Here is an 18,997-nt window from a genome sequence, read left to right as displayed (position 1 = left end):
CCAGCACACTGCGGGGGGATCATTCCGCGCAGATCCCAGAAATTCACATTCTGGCACTGATCCGCGGGTCCGTGCTTTCCACCGGCGCCTCCTTGTCCACCCAGGTGTCGCCATCGAAGTACAGCCGGAAGATCTTCTCAGCCGTCCGGGTAGCGAGTGCCTGGGTTGTCAGCGTCGGGTTCGGTCCTCCGAGTGAATTTGCCAACGCGGAGTTGTCCGCGATGAACAGCCGCTTGACCCAACGCGCCTCCGCGGTACTTTCGAGCACTGAGTTCCGTTCCGATTCTCCCATCCGCATGGAGGAGTGGACGTGCAACAGCAGCGGAGCCCAGTCCAGGCGGTAGACCTTCTTGGCGCCCGCGGCGCGCAAGATCTTCACCGCTTCACGCACCATGAACTCGCGGTTCTCCAAGGTGCGGCGTTTACGTCCACGCAGGGAGATGTCGATCTTGGCAGGCGCGCCGTTCTCGTCAGCAGGGAAGAGTGAGGGGGTGATCCGATTACCCGGCTCGACGTGGTCGTCGGTGATCACGAGGAGGTTTAGCAGGTGGTCGATCCCGCCCATCATCAAGTCTTTGAGCTCGTTGCCGACGAGTCGGCCGGCGGGTCCGTCCCAGGACCCGGTGAAGCCGCGGCCGTTTCCGTAGAAGCCCCGCGCGCCCGAGTCCGAGAGGGATAGCGTAAATGCCTGGATGGCCGGTCCCAGTCCGACGTTCTCGATGCCCCCTCGCCCCGGATAGTCCATTCGCGCTGCGGAATTCACGCCTTTGGAGTTGCCGGTGTACTCATCGAAGCTGCCCACCACCCAGTCGAAGAAGTGATCAGTATGGCCGCGACCAACCCAGTCATTGGGGTTGGGCAGACCGCTGTTGAACCACAACCGGGGGCTTTCGGTTGCGCCACCCGCGAGTACCACGACGTGGGCGTCCTCGGAGAAGATCTCGCCGGTGGTGTTGTTGCGCCACGTCACGCCCTTCGCCACGACGTGCGGCCCCTGTTGCTCGTGACGGATGGACTGCACGAAACTGTCGGCAAGCAGCTCGAAAGGCCGCCCCCCGGGTCGTACGGCGTCCGCCGCGAGCCCTAGCGGCACGTAGCTGTTGTCGGTGGATCGCTTGGCGAGGAGGTTCCGCGGAGCTCGAAGTGGGGTATAGCAGCCCTGGAAGCAGTGCCCACAGAAGGTACACCCGGTGGCAGCCGGGTAGACGAGCAAGTCAGAGCGGTCGGTACGGCCGGCGTTCCCGCCGGGCTGGAGGACCGCGTTCTGCTGGGGTCGGAAGGCTGGGCGCGTGATGTTCCGAGAGGTTTGTACGGGCAGTCCGGCCCCCTCACAGCCGCGGAACATCAGCGCTTCCTTGGTTCCCATCGCAGCGGTCTGCACCGGCAGCGTCGCCTCCACCCATTCGAGGTAGGGGACAAACTCGTCGTAGCTAAAAGGGAACCTGTGCTCGGTGTCGTACTCGCCGGCGTCCGCGCCTACATAGCCGCGAAACACCCCGGGCATCGGGCGAGGGCTGTTGCCGTAGTAGTGCTGGGTGGTGCCGCCCACACCAGAGAGCTGCCAGGCGAACAGGTTGGTCGTCCACTCGCGGAACCAGGCGGGTTTCGACCTATCCTCGGGCCCGAAGCGGAAGTAGCCGTCGTTCGGGTTGTTTGCGTCGTTCTCCGCGCGTGACCACTGGTTTGCTGGGTCGGCGTGCCGGGGGCCGCCCTCGAGGACGAGTACGTCGAGTCCCCGGCCAGCAAGCTCTGCTGCGACGACGGGACCGCCGCCGCCCGCCCCGATGACGATGACGTCACGCATCTGCCGGAACCTCCGTCCGATCCTGGAAGTAGCCTATGAATTCGTCGTGCCCGTCCACGAGGCCGTCCGGCCGATAGTGGGTGAGGTCCCACGAGACTGGCCGCGGCTCCACGACTCCGGTGGCGGGATCGTATGCGTTCATCTCGGAGTAGACGCCGAACGCGGTGCCCTGGAGCAGGATGCCGCCGGCGAAGCGGAGGAAGCCGGACGCCGAGGCGCGCAGTGGGACGGGTAGCGATCGGTCGATGACGGAGAGCAACTCGGGCACGGGTCCCTCGATCGCCTCCAGCACGCGAAATTTGTCGGTGAGGGAGAGTCGGGAGAACGGCGAGCCCAGCGGCCCGGCGATCGAGGTGGGTGCCGCGAGCAGCGCGCCGAAGTTGAACAGCAATGCGACGGGCAGCGACAGTGGTAGGACGCGGTCGCTGTAAACGTAGCCAAGGATCTCGTCAATGCGCCTGCCCTCCTCTTCCTCGAGTCCTAGAAACGGCTCGGCCCGCACGCCGAGGTCGGACAGGGCCTCGCCGAGTCCCAGCGCGAGGGGGCGGGCGAGTTGATCGCCCATGGCGAGGTAGTTATCGAACAGGTCCTTCATAAACTCGCCACCCCCGACCTCGACGGGCCCGGGGTCGGTACGCGGTGTACCTTGTTGGCGCGACCACGGGTCGGGGCCGGGCATCACCATGACACAGATGCCGCGCATGGTGTCGAGCGAGAACGCCTCGACGCTGTCCATTAAGGTGCCGCCCTGGGCGGAGGCCCGGGGCAGCGACCACGGCGCAAGGGGAAGCAGTGTTCCGGCGCTGACGAGGGCGCCGAACATCGAGGCGCGGGAGAGGAACGTTCTGCGGGAGACTGGGTCCACGAGTCCTCCGGATGGAGTGAGGGCGTCGGGTCGGGGGTGAGTGGTCGATTGGGGAAAGTTGAGGCAGGTCGCACCATTTGGCAAAAAAGACTGGTTTGCGGCATGTGTCAGTTCTCTGGCTGCATAGTCAACCATCAATACCCCTGAATTAGCAACACTCTGGTTTTAAGTGTCGCCATCACCGCCTGGCGCGACGGGATAACGGGATGCGCGCAACGCGAGCACCTGCACAAGCGCGAAGCCGCCCACCACAATTGCTTGCAGCACTACCCAGATGCGGCCCACTGTGGTCAGGGCGAGGAGATCTGAAGCCGCTACGACCAGGGAAGCGGCCACCCATGTCACGTTCAGGTAGATGATCAGCGTGGCCATCTGCTTTCTGATCGGGTCGCGAGCGCCTGCCCACGCGACAAGCAGTGCGTAGCCGATAAGGAACACGCCAATTCCAGCCAGAACCGGGGCGGTGGGGCCCAGCAGATCGTCGAGCACGGTCGCCCCGGCGGTGTAGGCGAGGCCATTCGCGCCGGTGACGACCGCGTCGAGATGCAGGGTGGTACGGAGCGAAAGGAGGGCGGGGCGGGATTCACGGTATGTTGTCATGGCTAGAGAGTGGGCCCCACAGGTAGGCGTGACAATTACCTGAAAGGTAATGGGCTGCCCCTGATCAGCGCCCCATCTCGTAGCCGCCTGCGATGCTTCGCGCGTCCGCGACGACCTTGTCGAAGCGCAATTGATCTGCCGCGGGCTGCTGTACAAGGTCGAGCGCCCGCGTCTTCTGGGCTTTGGTGGCGGTGGTCTTGCAGTGCAGCGTGGTCGCGTGGCCGGAAAAGTCGGTCACAAGAAGCTCGAAAAGGTGGTCAAGAATGTAGCCATTGGTGTTTTCGATCTTTGCCTGCTCGAGGATGAGCTGCGCGTACGGCACGAGTGTGAAGAGTTCTCCAAGCGTGAAAAGGAAGTCGACGTCTTTTTGCTGCGCGGGCGTCGGAGAAGCGGCGACCAGGAGTGTTTGCAGAGCCTCGGCCTGGGCGAGAAAGACCGCAACGTTCGGGATGTGAGCGAATTCGCGAAGTAGTGGGCGCCAGTCCGTGAACTGGATCTTGCTCAGGCCTGCGCTCGGGCCCTGCCGGAAGAGGAAGTCGTCATTGGCGGCATCACGCCGGGTTGGGACAGCGGGGAGTTCCGCGCGGACCCTGGGCAGTGTTGCGAATGCGGAACTGGCACCGCGCAGTCCGGTCGCGAGTGTCCTCACGACACCACGCGGTGCGCTGCCCATTGGAAGCACGCGGAGCGCCGCGAGTCCGGCGTCGGTGGCGCGAAACATGTAGTTCTGCATGAACTTCAGTGAGAGCGCCATGTTGACGTGCACGGTGCCTTCAAGGCGCGGCAGTCCCGTCACTCCGAGCAGTGCCATTGTGAAGTACATGTCGCTCTCGAAGGCGCGCGCGGCGATCGTGTCGGACAGCAGTGTGACGATCTTCTCGCCTTCGCGAGTGACGTTCATCTTCTCGATCGCGTTGAACAGGAGGTACCGCCGGTCATCGGGTGCTGCCGAGCGCATGTAGTCGATGGCGCGCTCGCTGTAGAGCTTCATTCCGACTAGGCGTGCGTACGCTTCGGCTGTCATGCGGCGAATCTGGGAAAACTCGGTGACGCGCTGTCCGAACAGTATTCGGTTCTCGGCGTGCGTGAGTGCTTCGAACATGGCGTGCTCACACGCCCCGATCGCGCCGAATCCGAGGTTGAACTTACCGATGTTCACCGTGTTTATTGCGGCGTGAAATGCGCTCTTTCCGGCGTGGAGGATGTCGTCCGCGGCGACCGGATAGTTTTCGAGAACGAAAGCGGCGACGTACATTTGCGCGTCGACGACGTTCTTCCGCAGCTTGTAGTTCTGGTGCTGGCTGTCGGCGGCGAAGAACACGTAGCCTTCGAAGTCCTCCGCTGGGCGATGCCGCTCGATGTCAGCGCTGTCAATGATGGGTTTATCGGATCGCCGCCCGAAGACGGACACCATCGCGGCGAGGTTGCCGTTTCCGATGTAGTACTTGCCCCCGTTCGCGGTGTATCCGCCTTCTGTCTCCTCCTGGGGGTCGAGCACCATGTCGGTGGAGTAGACGTCCGCGCCGTGTTCTTGCTCCGAGAGGCCGAAGGCGAAGATTTCTCCCGCCTCGAGCAGGGCGGCGGCTTTTGCTCGTGCTTTCGCGTTCTTTGACTGCCAGATGGGCCCGAGCCCGAGAATCGTGACCTGCCATACGTACCAGTACTGCATGCCGTAGAAGCCCAGGATCTGGGAGTACATGGCGTTGCGTGCGGTGTCCCAGCGCTTGTCGGGATCCCCATTCGCTTCGCTCGACGGGGTGAGGAATGTGGCGAAAATCCGTTCCTTTTTCACCAGGTCAAGGAAGTCGGAGTACCAGACGCGGTCCCTGTCCTGCTGCTTCAGCCAATCCTTCCCACGCGACTCGAAGAAGCCGATGGTGACGCCGAAAAGTTCCTGCGTCTTCGCGTCGAAGTGGGAGAAGTCTGGGGACTTGGGGTTGAAGAGGTTATTGGATGCAGAAGTCATCGGGGTCCTTTCGGCGGGTGCCGTGCACGCTTGCGGCCGGACATTACTACACCGGTGAATATTTTTGCTACATTGCTGAATGAACTATCTACAACGATGTAGAATTGGTGAACTCATGCAAAGGAGCATGCGATGCCATCCCTGAGGGAACACGATTACGGCTTCTTCGGCCCGGACTCACCGACATGGAAGGTGTGGTCACACCCCACCGCGCTGATCGGCTTCCAGCGCTCTGTGACGCTCGAACACTTCGACCCGTTTCTTACTGCGGCCGTCGCGGACATGGAGGGGATCTACAGGGACCCACACGGACGTCTAGACAGGACCCTGGCGTACTTCCTCACGGTCGCTACCGCAGACAGCAAGACGGCGATCCGTGTGTCCGAACATCTGATGAAGGTTCATGCGAAAGCGACAGGGATCGAGCCTATTACCGGCAAACGGTACAGCGCGAACAACCCCGCTTCACAGCTCTGGATCCATGTCACCGGCTGGCATTCAGTCCTCAAGTGCTACGAGATGTACGGCCCAGGCAAGCTCAGTGCCGAGGAAGAGCGCCGTTACTGGGCTGAATGTGTGATCGCCGCGAACCTGCAGACATGTGATCCGGCGGATGTGCCCTCGTCGAGGGAACAGGTGACTGAGTACTTCGACCGCGTCCGCCCGACACTGTGCGTCTCCGAGCGTGCTTATGAGGCGATGCACTATCTGCTCCACACGCCGAGGAGCAAAGGCATTCTGATCTGGGCTGCTAGCCGGATCATCGCCCCGGCAACGATTGCGACACTTCCCAAGTGGATGCGTGTCAGTGGGGGCTTCGATCAGCCTGCGATCGTCGACAAGGCTGTCGTGCCCCTGACTCGAGCCGCGGTGCGTGTCGCCACAATTCCAGCGGTCGCCGACCGCGTTCTGCGCGTGATCGCCCCCATGACAGGTGCGACTCTGCGGCAGCACCGCACGGCATCGCCACCGGCACAGGCAGAGGTCGTAAGTCCCAGCGATGCAAAGGCACGGTACGCGACGATGGGCACACGCACTGACTACGTCAGAGCCGCTGACGCGGCGGTATAAGAGACAAGCCGGAGGCTGAAGAAAGTGCCGTACCCTGTCGATGTGTCACGTGCCCCTCGCAGCCGGGCGCGCGCCGCCCACCTCGGGCCGGAACGGCGGCGCCCGCAGATCCTCGATACCGCCCTCGCAATCGCGGTGGCTGACGGCGTCGGTGCCGTGACGATCGGAGCCGTCGCCGACCGACTTTCGGTGACGCGTCCCGTTGTCTACTCATGCTTCAACGATCGCGTGGAATTGATCGACGAACTGTTGACGCGGGAATCCGGGATGCTGCTGCAGAACACTCTCGACGCGTTGCGTGCCAGCCATGGGGACGACCTGGAGACTGCTTTCGTGCACGGCTACCAAGCGCTCCTGAGGGTTGTTGCTGAGCACTCGGATTCGTGGCGACTGCTGTTCTTCGCGCAACCTGACCCGGCAGTGGCGGACCGTTTCGCGACGGCCCGTGCAGTCGTCGCAGACCATGTGGCAGCACAGTTACAGCCTGTGCTTGCCGCACGCGAGACGAGTGAACTGGATAGAAAGCTGCCTGTGCTGGTCGAGTTGTTCGTTTCTTCCTGTGAGGCGTCGCTGCGTTCGCTGCTCGCGGGCCGGGGCGATTGGCAACCGGACGAACTTGGCGAGCTGTACGGGCGCGCGATGTGGCGGGCCTTCAGCGCTGTGTGACAATTACCTCGCAGGTAGTGGTCTGAGCACTGCTCCTGCGGTTTAGTAAAGGCATGCCACAGAAGGCGCCGGAGAAACGCGCGATCGGACCGTTGTTGCGCGAGTGGCGCAACAGGCGGCGCCTCAGCCAGCTAGATCTGTCGATCGAAGCTGAAATGTCTGCCCGGCATCTCAGCTTCGTCGAGACCGGCCGGTCCCGGCCCAGCCGCGAACTCGTCCTGCGGCTGGCGCACGTTCTGGACGTCCCGATGCGTGAGCAGAACCAACTGCTGATTGCCGCCGGTTTCGCCCCCGAGTTCGGTGAACGTTCACTCGATGACCCAGATCTGGAGCCGTTCAGTGAGGGCATCGACCTGGTGTTGCGCAGCCACGATCCGTATCCGTGCCTGGTGGTTGATCGTTCGTGGAACCTGTTGCGAGCTAATAAGGGTGTGCAAGTCCTGCTGGCACAGATTCCCGATGACGCGCCCGCACGGTTGCTTTATCCGCCGATCAACGTGCTCCGGCTGAGTCTGCACCCGCAGGGGCTCTCGTCACGGATCGCGAATCTGCCGCAGTGGCGCGCACACGTACTCGGGCGCCTTGGTCGCGAAGCCACTGCGAGTAACTCTGATCACCTGCGTGAACTATTCGACGAGCTGATGGAGTACCCGGGCGGGCTCGATGCAGAGTCAATTGAGGGGGTAGCAATTCCGCTTATCCTTCGGGTAGAAAGCGATGTTGAACTCGAGTTCGTCAGCATGGTGAGCACGTTCGGGACCGCGCACGATCTCACGCTCGCTGAACTCAGTATTGAGACCTTCCTTCCAGCGAACACGGAGACGGCCGCCTACATGAATCGGATGGCAGGCAGCGACGTGACGCTGCGCTAAAGGCGGATCGAGTGACGCTCAACTGATTTCACACCCCTTTCGTGGCAGCCACAACGGTCATGGCCGTGGTGGCTGGCCCGGTACTGTGGTGAACCCGGGGCAGGCGGCGGGAATTGCTGCGCCAGCCGTTGTGAAGCGAGTCACGGGCCCAGGTAGGCTCGAACAGGTGACGCTTGTAGCTGGTATCGATTCGTCCACCCAGTCCTGCAAAGTCTTGATCTGTGACGCGGAATCGGGCCGTGTCGTGCGCGAGGGTCGTGCTACGCATCCGGTCGGCACCGAAGTCGACCCGGCGTACTGGGCGCGCGCACTCGACGAAGCAACGCACGCCGCCGGTGGGTTAGGTGACGTGGCGGCACTCTCGGTCGGCGCTCAGCAGCACGGCATGGTGTGCCTCGACGAATCAGGTGACATCGTGCGCTCGGCATTGCTGTGGAACGACGTGCGCTCAGCGCAGGCCGCGACCAGCCTGATCGACGACCTGGGAAGCCCGGGGCGGTGGGCCGACGCAGTCGGGGTCGTGCCGCTCGCTGCGATCACGGTGAGCAAGCTCCGGTGGCTGGCTGACACCGAACCGCGCAATGCAGACCGAACGGCCGCAGTGTGCCTGCCGCACGACTGGCTGAGTTGGCAGCTGAGCATTCAAACAGATGTTTCGGACCTCGCGACGGACCGCAGTGACGCGAGTGGGACCGGCTACTTTTCTGCGGCAGCGAACCAGTATCGTCGCGACCTGCTCACGCTTGCCACTCGCGGTCGCGACTATGTCCTGCCCCGCGTAGCCGGCCCGAACGAGCAGATTGGCGAGACCACCTGGGGTGCGCCGATCGCTCCAGGCGCAGGTGATAACGCGGGCGCTGCGCTGGCTTTGGATGCGGGTGAAGGCGACGTCATCGTGTCGGTGGGAACCTCAGGTGTGGTCTCAGCGATTTCGAGTACGGCTGCCCACGATCCGGGTGGTTTCGTTGCCGGGTTCGCGGATGCGACGGGCAGGCACCTGCCGCTGGTGTGCACACTGAACGGCGCTCGAGTGCTCGACGCGGCTGCCTCGATGCTCAACGTGGACTATTCCGAGCTGTCTAGGCTCGCCCTGTCCGCGCCCGCGGGGGCTGACGGGCTGGTAATGGTCCCGTACCTCGAAGGCGAACGAACACCGAACCGGCCGAACGCGACCGGTGCGGTACATGGCCTGCGGCTTTCGAATTCGACACCCGCACATTTTGCGCGTGCCGCAATTGAAGGGTTGCTGTGTGGCCTAGCCGAGGGAATCGATCACCTCGTCTCGCAAGGTGTGAAGGTGCAACGAATTCTGCTCGTGGGCGGCGGCGCGAAGTCCGAGGCGCTGTGTGCGCTCGCGCCGAGTGTTTTCGGTGCGCCGGTGGTCGTCCCACAGCCTGGGGAGTACGTCGCGACAGGTGCGGCTCGCCAGGCGGCGTGGGTGCTCAAAGGAACAACCGAACCGCCCGTCTGGGAGCAACCGGCGAACGCGACGTACGAGGCTGACCCGGCACAGCATGTCCGGGACCGTTACGCGGAGGTGCGGGACCTGACCGAGGGTATGGCGTAGACCCTCCCACCCTCCAGATCCATCTGCGCAGGTCATAAGAAACCCCGTTAAACAGCGGGGTTCCGTTGACCTATGCAGATGAACTTCAGGTGGGGGTGGTCAGTGCTTCCAAAGTCGCGCGTGCACCGTCGCGGTGCAGGGAGTTCAGCGTCCACCGGTAGGCGTCGATAAAGCGGGGTTCCTCAGCGAGGGTGCCGAACACAGACGTGTTCTTCACGAACGCGAGCGGCTCCTCATGCTGACGCTGCGCGAGCGGCATGAGCGAGTCCCGCAACTGGTCCACAACCTCGATCGGCTGACCGTGCTCGTCGACGCCCTCGGCGTAGCGCGCCCAACTCGCGACGATCGCTGCCGAAAGCCGGACATCCCCACCGGCCGCAAGGTTTTCCCTGATGACCGGAAGTAACCACTTCGGGATGCGATCGGAGGATTCCGCGCACAACCGCGCGATAGTGTCCGCGATTTCGGGGTTGGAGAACCGCTCGATCAAGGTCTGTTTGTAGTCGTCGAGATCAACACCAGGCACCGGTTTCAGCGTGGGCGTGGCTTCGCGGTTCATGTAGTCGAGAAGGAATCGAGCGAAAAGCGGATCCGACGCTGCGTCGTGCACGAACCGATACCCCGCGAGGTAAGCGAAGTAACAGAGGCCCTGATGGCTGGCGTTGAGCAGTCGCAGTTTCATCAGCTCGTAGGGTGCGACGTCGTCGACGATGTGCACCCCGGCCTCATCGAGGTCTGGCCGCCCGTCGGAGAAGTCGTCCTCGAGCACCCACGAGGTGAATGGTTCGGCGACGACCGGCCACAGGTCATCAATCCCTAGCCGATCTGCGACCTGAGCTGTGACGTCCGGTGTTGTCGCGGGGGTAATGCGGTCGACCATCGAGTTCGGGAACCGTGTGTTCGCGCGCATCCAGTCCGCGAGCGGGGGCTCCTTGAGTTCGGCGTACGCGGTGAAGACCTTGCGGGCGACGTGGCCGTTGCCTTCGATGTTGTCGCAGGACATGATCGTGAACGAGGGCATTCCCCGTTCGCGGCGCCGCGCGAGGGCCTCGATCACGAGACCGAACGTCGTTGCGGGAGCCTTTCCGCTTGTGAGGTCATGCTGAATCGCGGGATTCGTGGTGTCGAACTCGCCCGTATCGTGCTGCAGGTTGTAGCCGCCTTCTGTGACGGTGAGGGAGACGATGCGGGTTGCTGGGGAGGCCATCTTTTCGATGACAGCTTCCGGGTCGTCCGGGGCGTAGAGGTAGGCGACTATCGAGCCGATCACTCGTGCATCCCAGGTGCCGTCCGCATGGCGCGAAACGAGGGTGTAGAGACCGTCCTGCGCGTCGAGTGCGTCTTTCATGCGCTTGTCACCCGGCATGACGCCCACACCGCAGATTCCCCAGCTGGTTGCCTTGTGCGCGTTGAGCAGGGTGTCGATGTACATGGCCTGGTGGGCTCGATGGAATCCGCCGACACCGAAATGAATGATCCCGGCGCCAATTTCGTCGCGCGGGTAGTTGGGTGTGCTGACAGTTGCGGGCAGGCTACCGAGGGTGGCGGTGCTGAGCTGCATGAGGTTGCTCCTGGTGGTTAGAGGCGCACGACGGCTTTGATGGTGCCGGGAGTGCGATCGGCGTTGAGTGCGGCTTCAGCTTCTTCGAGCGGGAAGGTCGCGGTAACCATACGGTCGAGATCGAGGCGGCCGCTCGCGGCTAGTTCGATGGCGGTCGGCCACGTGTGCGCGTAGCGGAACACGCCAGTGAGGTTGAGTTCCCGGTTCTGAATCGTCTGGACGGGCAGCTCCATCGTCTCGGCGCCCATTCCCACAAGCACCACAGTGCCGCCCGGCCGAACAGCCTCGATTCCGGATGTGATCGCAGCGGGCGCTCCTGACGCGTCGATGAACACGTCTGCATGCAAACCCGTGAGGCTGGTTTCACGTGGATCGAGTGCCGTCGTTGCGCCGAACGTCAGCGCGAGGTCACGCCGCCCAGCATCGAGGTCGGTGACGGTAAGAGATGTGGCGCCGAAGGCTGCCGCGACCTGAATTGTGGCTATCCCGATGGGCCCGGCCCCGGCAACAAGCACATGCGAGCCAGCCGTGATTCCACCCTTGCGGGCGGCCGCGATGGCGACTGACAACGGCTCGCAGAGAGCGGCCGCGTCGTCGGACATCGCGTCCGGCACAACGTGCGCGAACTCTGACCCGATAGTGACGTATTCACACAGTGCGCCATCGATCGGCGGGGTGCCGTAGAAACGCATGTGGGGGCAGAGGTTGTAGTCGCCGCGCCGAGTTTCTACGGTATTCGGGTCTGGCCGCTGGGGCTCGATGGAGACGCGCTCGCCTATGCGGGCCTCGGCGACTCCCTTGCCTGTGGCCACGATCGTGCCTGCTGCTTCATGCCCGAGGATCAGTGGTTCGGTCACCACATAGTGGCCGATTCGTCCTTCGCGCAGGTAGTGCGTATCCGATCCGCAGATACCGACTGAGCTGACTTTGACCAGCACATCGCCGGGTCCGGGGTGGGGGACGGGGCGCCGCTGCATTTCGATGTGGCCTTTGGCGAGCAGCACGCTCGCACGCATTGTCTCGGGGATCGGCTCGACCGTGTGACGCCTGGAACTCTGTTCGGAAAGTGTTGTGTGGATCACATCGACCATGTTAGCGTATTGAGCAGATGACCGCACCATGAACATTTGCTCAATCTGAGGAGAGTTTGGTGGTTACTTCACATGCGCCTGGTTCGCCGGATCAGGCGTCGAGTTCCGAGGATCTGCGGGTGTGCTTGCGCGCCGCCACTCTCTACTACCTCGATGGCCTCACTCAGGCCGACGTCGCAGCCCGGCTCGGCGTCTCTCGCCCCACTGCGGGGCGACTCGTGGCACGTGCGCGATCCGAAGGCCTCGTCAGCATCGAAGTTCATGTGCCCAAGCACCTTCGGGAGGATCTGCACAGCGAGGAGGAACGTGCACTTGAGGAGAAATTCGGCCTTATCGAGGCGGTTGTCGTCACTGACAATGTCGACAGTTTCGAGGGTAGTTTCACCAGCGTCGGCAGAGCAGCCGCTGCACTGGTAGCTCGCCGAATCAAACCAAAAGACACCCTCGGGTTTACCTGGGGTCCAGAAACAGTGGCTGTCGCGCAGGCACTTCCGCCGAATACGGCCACGGCGAAGGAGATTGTTCAACTCGACGGCTCGATGAGCGCGATCAATTACCAGACCGGCGTGGAATACATCCTCGGCCGCTGCGGCACCCAGCTTAAAGCCGCGACGGTACGCCTCCCGGCGCCACTCTATGCGGACGCCCCGACCGTGACCGCGATGAAGGCGGACTCAGTCATTTCCGCAGCCCTTAAGAAAGGCAGCGAAGCCAACATGATGATTTTCGGCGTCGGGGCCGCCTCCACGGCAACCACACTTTTTGAAGGGAGCTACATCGACTCCGACACCATTGGGATACTCACCGGCCTCGGCGCCGCCGGTGAGATCGGCGGGCAGTTCTACGACCAGGACGGCGTCGCCGTCGATGGGCCGCTGAACGACCGGACCTTGTCAGTTGGTCTCGACCAGGTCAGAGCCTGCCCCAACTCCATTCTCATCACCGGCGGCACAACGAAGCATGAAGCGGCACTAGGTGCCCTGCGCGGAGGGCTCGCCAAGATGCTCGTCTCCGATATCGAGTGCGCGCAGTGGCTACTCAACCAGAGGTGAATCAGTGAAACAACGAAAACAAGCAGCATCCAAGTGCATTGCTGGCGCGGGCGCGCTCGTCATCGCGCTCAGCGGGTGTGCAGGGGCCGGGTCCCTCGGCGCCTCCGATCAAACAGTGACGATCGCGATGGTCTCCAACTCCCAGATGCAGGACGCACGTCAACTTTCAGCGCGATTCGCTGCGGAGAATCCGGACATCGATCTTCGATTCGTGACGCTCTCCGAGAACGAGGCGCGCGCCAAGATAACGGCGTCCACGGCGATGGGCGGAGGCGAGTTCGACGTCGTGATGATCAGCAACTACGAAACCCCCCAATGGGCCGAACACGGCTGGCTAACGAACCTTTCGGAACTTGCCCGTGAAACAGAAGGGTACGACGAAGACGATTTCATCCCCTCGCTACGCGATTCGCTCTCCTACGAAGGCGACATGTTTTCGGTTCCGTTCTACGGAGAATCCTCGTTCCTCATGTACCGGCAGGACCTGTTCGATGAGGAAGGCATTGAACTTTCCGATCCACCTACATGGACCGAGGTCGCCGCTGCTGCAGAGCAACTGGATAGACCGGGTATGCCGGGCATCTGCCTCCGCGGTAAACCGGGGTGGGGTGAGCTGCTCGCACCACTGAACACCGTCATCAACACCTTCGGCGGGCGCTGGTTCGATGAAGACTGGAATCCGCAGCTGACTAGCCCTGAAGTTGAGCGCGCGGTCCAGTTCTATGTCGATCTGGTACGCGAACACGGTCAGCCGGGCGCCGCGACAAGTGGATTCAGTGAGTGCGCCACTCAGCTCGCCCAAGGCAGGGTCGCGATGTGGTACGACTCCACCTCCGCAGTCTCCACACTGGAGAACCCGGCTTCAAGCAATGTCGTTGGCCAGATCGGGTACGCCGCAGCACCTGTCGAAGTCAAGGAAGATGCTGGGTGGCTCTACAGCTGGGCGCTCGGGATTCCCGCTACCAGTGACAACAAAGAGGCTGCTTGGCGGTTCGTCTCCTGGATGACGAGCAAGGAGTATCTACGTCTGGTTGGTGAGGAACTCGGCTGGGATCGGGTGCCACCGGGCAGCCGCATATCCACCTATGAAATGCCGGAGTATGCCGAAGCTTCGGCTGCCTACGGCCCCCTCACTCTCGATTCCATCGAGAACGCGACACCCTTGCAGCCGACGGTTGACCCCGTTCCGTATACGGGTGTCCAGTTCCTTGCGATCCCCGAATTTCAGGACCTCGGAACACGCGTGAGTCAGCAGATCAGCGCAGCGATCGCTGGTCAGAAGTCCGTAACCGAAGCGCTCGAACAGGCACAGCTGTACGCCGAGGCCGTAGGCGCAAGTTATCGGGAGGAACAACAATGACATCTGTCGCGGAGAAAACCGCAGCGACAGCCAGCGAGGAACGGATCCGCGCTGTCCGGAAAGCCAAGAACGACAGCGTTTCCCGAGCAGAAGGCTGGCGGCGGCGAGGGCCGCTGCTACCCGCGCTGATCTTCATGATCGTGGTCACCCAGATCCCGTTCCTGTTCACAGTGTTTTACTCGACGCAGTCCTGGAACCTGGTACGCCCGGGGTCACGATCGTTCGTCGGATTCCAGAACTATGTCGACGTCTTCCGGGACACACAGTTCCGGGAAGCAGCATTCAACACGGTGCTGCTGATCGTGGGAACCGTTCTGATAGCTGTGGTGCTCGGCCTGCTGCTGGCGCTGCTACTTGATCGGGCATTTCTGGGCCGCGGCATCGTGCGTACCCTGCTGATCACACCGTTCCTCGTTACTCCGGTGGCCGGGGCGCTGATGTGGAAGACGGCGATGCTCGACCCGGTTTTCGGCATAGTCAACTTTGTGCTCTCACCATTCGGTGTTGAGCAGATCGACTGGGTCAGCCGATTTCCCCTCGCCGCCGTCATGGCAAACCTGGTCTGGCAGTGGACACCCTTTATGATGTTGCTGATCCTCGCTGGTCTCCAGTCGATGCCGCGCGACATCCTCGAAGCCGGACGTGTCGACGGAGCGGGGTCATTCGCCCTCTTCCGAGAACTGACGCTGCCGCATCTGCGCCGATTCATCGAACTGGGTGCGGTCCTCGGAGCTATTTATCTGGTCAACACCTTCGACTCGATCTACATGATGACCCAGGGCGGGCCGGGCACCGCAAGTTCCAACCTGCCCTTCTACATCTATCAGCGCGCTTTCCTTGGTTTCGACATCGGGCAGGCCGCTGCGATGGGCGTCGTCACGGTCGTCGCGACCATCATCGTCGCGACCCTTGCGCTGCGGCTGATCTTTAAATCTTTCACCGGCAATGAGGAGGCGGCGTGATGAGCACCGCGACCACGACCAATAAGGCATCCGCTGCCCCGGCCCAGAATGGGCGCCGACACGTCAAGAAGAGTCGCAAGCCCAGCATCTGGGGTGTGCTGGCATGGATCGCAGCGCTCGGCTTCTTCTTTCCGGTCTTCTGGATGGTGCTGACGGCGTTCAAGCAGGAAGCTGACGCTTACTCGGACCCGCCGAAACTGTTCTTCACGCCAACGCTTGATCAGTTCCGCGGAGTATTCGAAACAGGCGTCGGAATCAGCCTCATGAACTCTGCTTTCGCTACCGTGGTGTCCACGATCCTCGTGCTGTTGCTCGGTGTGCCAGCAGCATTCGCGCTGTCACTCCGGCCGGTGAAGCGGACGAAGGACGCGTTGTTCTTCTTCATCAGCACGAAGATGCTTCCGATCGTCGCCGCGATCATTCCGCTCTATGTGATTGTTAGCAATATCGGACTGCTGGACAACATCTGGGCGCTGGTCATCTTGTACACGGCGATGAATCTGCCGATCGCGGTGTGGATGATGCGGTCCTTCTTCCTTGAGGTTCCGGGTGAACTTCTCGAGGCCGCCAGTATGGACGGTGCGAGCTTGTGGACCTCGGTCCGGGAAGTCATTCTTCCACTCGTTTCGCCAGGGATCGCGGCGACGGCATTGATTTGCACGATCTTCTCGTGGAATGAGTTCTTCTTCGCCGTGAACTTGACGGCCGTTCAGGCACAAACTATCCCGGTCTTCATGGTCGGCTTCATCACGGGAGAAGGCCTCTACTGGGCGCAGCTTTCCGCAGCCGCGACCATGGCCGCACTGCCCGTCATCCTCGCTGGCTGGATCGCCCAGAACAAGCTCGTTCGCGGCCTGTCCTTCGGCGCCATCAAGTAAACCTCTGATTTCTCATTAAGGACCTCATCATGGCTGAAATCACCTACGAAAACGCCTCATGCATCTACGAGAGCTCAGACTCGCTCGCGGTGGATTCACTCAATCTGCAGATCGAAGACGGCGAGTTCGTCGTCCTCGTGGGCCCATCCGGATCGGGGAAATCTACCGCCCTGCGGATGCTCGCCGGGCTCGAAGACATCGACGAAGGCCACATCCGGATCGGCGGGAAAGACATGGTCGGTGTGCACCCGAAGGACCGGGACATCGCGATGGTCTTCCAGAACTACGCGCTGTACCCAAACAAGACCGTCGGAGAGAACATGGGCTTCGCGCTGAAAATGCGTGGCATCCCTGCCGATGTCCGGAAGAAGAAGGTTGAAGAGGCCGCGAAGGTGCTCGACCTCACCCAGTTCCTCGATCGCAAGCCCGCGAAGCTGTCAGGCGGCCAGCGGCAACGTGTCGCCATGGGTCGCGCAATCGTCCGTGAACCGCAGGTCTTCTGTATGGACGAGCCGCTGTCGAACCTGGACGCGAAACTGCGGGTCCAGACTCGTACACAGATCGCTGCGCTTCAGCGGAAACTTGGAACAACCACCGTCTACGTGACGCACGACCAGGTCGAAGCCATGACAATGGGCGACCGCGTCGCGGTGCTCAAGTTCGGCAGACTGCAGCAGTTCGCCTCTCCTTCCGAGCTGTATGACCGGCCGGCAAACGCGTTCGTCGCGGGATTCATCGGCTCGCCTGCGATGAACCTGATGACGGCGCCGATCGTGCCAAATGGTGTGCAGATCGGAAACTCGGTTCTCGAGCTCGAACGCGATCAGATTGCGGCACTCAGCCGTGCCGGTGTCGAAACTGCCACGGTGGGTGTGCGGCCGGAACACCTCGAGTTGTCGTCCTCGGGCGACGGCATCGATGCGGTCGTCGACCTCGTGGAGGCGCTGGGCAGCGAGTCCTACGTGTACGCGCACATTTCAGGCACCGACCAGCAGTTGACTGCTCGCTCGCTGAGCAGGGCGCCCGCGCGGCTGGCGGAGTCGGTAACCCTGCGGAAGCACGGTGGCGCAGTGCACCTGTTCCACCCGGAGACTGGCGAACGCATCGAGTGAGGTCCGACTGAGTTCACTACCCTTTTGTGTCAGCCACAACGGCCATGGACGTTGTGGCTGACACGTTTCTGTGGTGAACGTGGGGAGCGTCAGGCAGCGACGGCCAGGTGTGCCTCCACGTATGCGGTCAACCTGCGCGGTCGTGCCGAGTCTGCGCCGCGACGATTTCCGGGACCGACTCTTCAACGAGCGTGATGAGCGCAAGCAATGGTTCTGTGATGCGGCTTCCGAGGCCGGTGAGTGAGTACTCCACATGCGGGGGGATTGTGGTCAGGACATTGCGGCGCACGAGCCCGTCGCGCTCTAGGTTCTGCAAGGTCTGGGAGAGCATTCGCTCACTGACACCGTCGATATGTCGGCGCAGTTCCGAGAACCTGCAGGTGCCGTCGGCCAGCGCCGCCAGGACCAGCACGCCCCACCTTCCCGTGATGTTCTGCAGCACAGGACGGGACGCGCATTCGCGGGCGAAGACGTCTCCCAAAGGGGAGGGGCCGGTGCTCATGAGTTAAGGATACTCGGCTAGTAAAACCCTAGCACTAACATTGTGGGTTGCACTTACGACAAGTAAGTGCTCAAATTGTGAAGGAAGTTGCTCGAACAACGACTTGGCGTTCCGCTGAGTCACCCACATAGAAAGGATTCTCATGACTATTGCCGTTACCGGAGCTGCCGGTCACCTTGGCCGGCTCGCCATCGACGCACTGCAGGAGCGCGGAGTCGCCGCTGGGGACATCGTCGCGATCGTTCGCGACGCCGCCAGAGCCGCTGACCTCAGTGAGGCTGGCGTACAGGTTCGCGTCGCCGATTACAGCGATTCTCAGGCGCTCACCACCGCGCTTAGTGGGGTCGGCAAGTTGCTGCTGATTTCCGGAAGTGAGGTCGGTCAGCGAGTAGCCCAGCACGCGAACATCATCAACGCCGCCAATGCGGCTGGCGTCACATTCGTCGCTTATACATCGATCCTCGCTGCGCAGACGAGTCCGCTGGCGCTCGCTGAGGAGCACAAAGCTACCGAAGACCTGCTCGGCGAATCAGGCGTGCAGTATGTGCTGCTACGCAATGGCTGGTATTGGGAGAACTACGTGTCCGCAATCGGAACCGCCAAGGCAACCGGTGCGCTGTTCGGTGCCGCCGGAACCGGGTCCGTCGCCGCTGCAGCCCGAAAAGACTACGCCGAAGCGGCCGCTGCGATCCTTACCTCCGACGAGACTCAGGCCGGCAAGATCTACGAACTTGGTGGTGACGAGCGTCTGACCTATCCAGAGTTGGCCGAGGTGCTGTCCGGCATCGTTGGTGCGCCAGTCGCATACAAGAACCTCGCGGAAGAGGAATACTCGAGAGTTCTCGAGGAAGCGGGCGTTCCGGCGCCCTTTGCGAAGGTCCTTGCGAACTCGGACGCTGGCATCGCTGTCGGTGCCCTCGATACCACCAGTGGCGATCTCCAGCGGTTGCTCGGGCGCCCGTCAACACCAGTGGCTGAGGTCCTTGGGGGCTGATTTCCAGATAACTGGTACAACCGCTAGCCGAGTGCCCACGGATGCGACTACCTTCGGAACTGATCGTCATATCA

The 18,997-nt window shown here is 62.2% G+C and carries 17 protein-coding genes; 10 read left to right on the top strand and 7 right to left on the bottom strand.

Annotation, left to right across the window (positions count from 1 at the left end; all coding sequences use genetic code 11):
- Positions 1 to 43 precede the first annotated feature (43 nt).
- The 4 genes from AS9A_RS21075 to AS9A_RS21060 form a co-directional block, all read right to left on the bottom strand.
- A complete protein-coding gene (locus tag AS9A_RS21075) occupies positions 44 to 1,804 on the bottom strand; it encodes a GMC family oxidoreductase N-terminal domain-containing protein (RefSeq protein WP_013809189.1) in 1,761 nt (586 codons plus the stop codon).
- Positions 1,797 to 2,804: a hypothetical protein gene (locus AS9A_RS21070; RefSeq protein WP_148262523.1), complete on the bottom strand. Its 1,008-nt coding sequence runs from the start codon at positions 2,802 to 2,804 to the stop codon at positions 1,797 to 1,799. The genes AS9A_RS21075 and AS9A_RS21070 overlap by 8 nt, the downstream gene beginning before the upstream one ends.
- Positions 2,805 to 2,834: 30 nt before the next feature.
- Positions 2,835 to 3,269 (bottom strand): hypothetical protein, encoded by a 435-nt coding sequence (locus AS9A_RS21065; protein WP_013809187.1) that lies wholly within the window; start codon positions 3,267 to 3,269, stop codon positions 2,835 to 2,837.
- Between the two features lie 64 nt (positions 3,270 to 3,333).
- Positions 3,334 to 5,235, bottom strand: a complete 1,902-nt coding sequence (locus tag AS9A_RS21060) for an acyl-CoA dehydrogenase family protein (RefSeq protein ID WP_013809186.1) — start codon at positions 5,233 to 5,235, stop codon at positions 3,334 to 3,336.
- A 132-nt stretch (positions 5,236 to 5,367) separates the two neighbouring features.
- Here AS9A_RS21060 and AS9A_RS21055 point away from each other — a divergent pair, with 132 nt between their 5' ends.
- From AS9A_RS21055 to AS9A_RS21040, 4 genes are all read left to right on the top strand, one after another.
- A complete protein-coding gene (locus AS9A_RS21055; protein WP_013809185.1) occupies positions 5,368 to 6,306 on the top strand; it encodes an oxygenase MpaB family protein in 939 nt (312 codons plus the stop codon).
- A 42-nt stretch (positions 6,307 to 6,348) separates the two neighbouring features.
- Positions 6,349 to 6,972: a TetR/AcrR family transcriptional regulator gene (locus AS9A_RS21050; protein WP_041452340.1), complete on the top strand. Its 624-nt coding sequence runs from the start codon at positions 6,349 to 6,351 to the stop codon at positions 6,970 to 6,972.
- Positions 6,973 to 7,025: 53 nt separating this feature from the next.
- A complete protein-coding gene (locus AS9A_RS21045) occupies positions 7,026 to 7,844 on the top strand; it encodes a helix-turn-helix domain-containing protein (protein ID WP_013809183.1) in 819 nt (272 codons plus the stop codon).
- Positions 7,845 to 8,010: 166 nt separating this feature from the next.
- On the top strand, positions 8,011 to 9,411 hold the full coding sequence (locus AS9A_RS21040) for a xylulokinase (RefSeq protein ID WP_041452339.1): 1,401 nt from the start codon (positions 8,011 to 8,013) through the stop codon (positions 9,409 to 9,411).
- Positions 9,412 to 9,496: 85 nt separating this feature from the next.
- On the opposite strand, the gene AS9A_RS21035 is transcribed toward AS9A_RS21040, so the two are convergent.
- Together AS9A_RS21035 and AS9A_RS21030 are read right to left on the bottom strand one after the other, a co-directional pair.
- Positions 9,497 to 10,972: a mannitol dehydrogenase family protein gene (locus AS9A_RS21035; RefSeq protein ID WP_013809181.1), complete on the bottom strand. Its 1,476-nt coding sequence runs from the start codon at positions 10,970 to 10,972 to the stop codon at positions 9,497 to 9,499.
- Positions 10,973 to 10,989: 17 nt separating this feature from the next.
- A complete protein-coding gene (locus tag AS9A_RS21030; RefSeq protein ID WP_041452338.1) occupies positions 10,990 to 11,988 on the bottom strand; it encodes an NAD(P)-dependent alcohol dehydrogenase in 999 nt (332 codons plus the stop codon).
- 134 nt (positions 11,989 to 12,122) lie between these two features.
- Between AS9A_RS21030 and AS9A_RS21025 the strand changes: the two genes are divergently transcribed.
- From AS9A_RS21025 to AS9A_RS21005, 5 genes are read left to right on the top strand one after another with little or no spacing between them, the layout of a single operon-like run.
- Entirely contained in the window at positions 12,123 to 13,115 is a 993-nt protein-coding gene (locus tag AS9A_RS21025; protein WP_013809179.1) for a sugar-binding transcriptional regulator, read from the top strand.
- Positions 13,116 to 13,119: 4 nt separating this feature from the next.
- Positions 13,120 to 14,475 carry an ABC transporter substrate-binding protein gene (locus tag AS9A_RS21020; protein WP_013809178.1) on the top strand — a complete coding sequence of 452 codons (1,356 nt, stop codon included), beginning with the start codon at positions 13,120 to 13,122 and terminating at the stop codon, positions 14,473 to 14,475.
- Positions 14,472 to 15,437 carry a carbohydrate ABC transporter permease gene (locus tag AS9A_RS21015; protein ID WP_013809177.1) on the top strand — a complete coding sequence of 322 codons (966 nt, stop codon included), beginning with the start codon at positions 14,472 to 14,474 and terminating at the stop codon, positions 15,435 to 15,437. Before AS9A_RS21020 ends, AS9A_RS21015 begins: the two co-directional genes overlap by 4 nt.
- The gene (locus AS9A_RS21010) at positions 15,437 to 16,315 is read left to right on the top strand and encodes a carbohydrate ABC transporter permease (RefSeq protein ID WP_041451267.1); all 879 of its coding nucleotides are present in this window, start codon (positions 15,437 to 15,439) and stop codon (positions 16,313 to 16,315) included. The genes AS9A_RS21015 and AS9A_RS21010 overlap by 1 nt, the downstream gene beginning before the upstream one ends.
- A 29-nt stretch (positions 16,316 to 16,344) precedes the next feature.
- The gene (locus tag AS9A_RS21005) at positions 16,345 to 17,427 is read left to right on the top strand and encodes an ABC transporter ATP-binding protein (RefSeq protein WP_013809175.1); all 1,083 of its coding nucleotides are present in this window, start codon (positions 16,345 to 16,347) and stop codon (positions 17,425 to 17,427) included.
- Positions 17,428 to 17,554: 127 nt separating this feature from the next.
- Here AS9A_RS21005 and AS9A_RS21000 read toward each other — a convergent pair whose 3' ends face one another.
- A complete protein-coding gene (locus AS9A_RS21000; RefSeq protein WP_041451266.1) occupies positions 17,555 to 17,929 on the bottom strand; it encodes a winged helix-turn-helix transcriptional regulator in 375 nt (124 codons plus the stop codon).
- Between the two features lie 142 nt (positions 17,930 to 18,071).
- Here AS9A_RS21000 and AS9A_RS20995 point away from each other — a divergent pair, with 142 nt between their 5' ends.
- Positions 18,072 to 18,923, top strand: a complete 852-nt coding sequence (locus AS9A_RS20995) for an SDR family oxidoreductase (RefSeq protein ID WP_013809173.1) — start codon at positions 18,072 to 18,074, stop codon at positions 18,921 to 18,923.
- The last annotated feature ends 74 nt before the right edge of the window (positions 18,924 to 18,997 follow it).

The sequence above is a fragment of the Hoyosella subflava DQS3-9A1 genome (assembly GCF_000214175.1).
GTDB lineage: Bacteria > Actinomycetota > Actinomycetes > Mycobacteriales > Mycobacteriaceae > Hoyosella > Hoyosella subflava.
The sequence above is the reverse complement of the archived record's forward strand: the minus strand, read 5'-3'. Positions and strand labels throughout refer to the sequence as shown.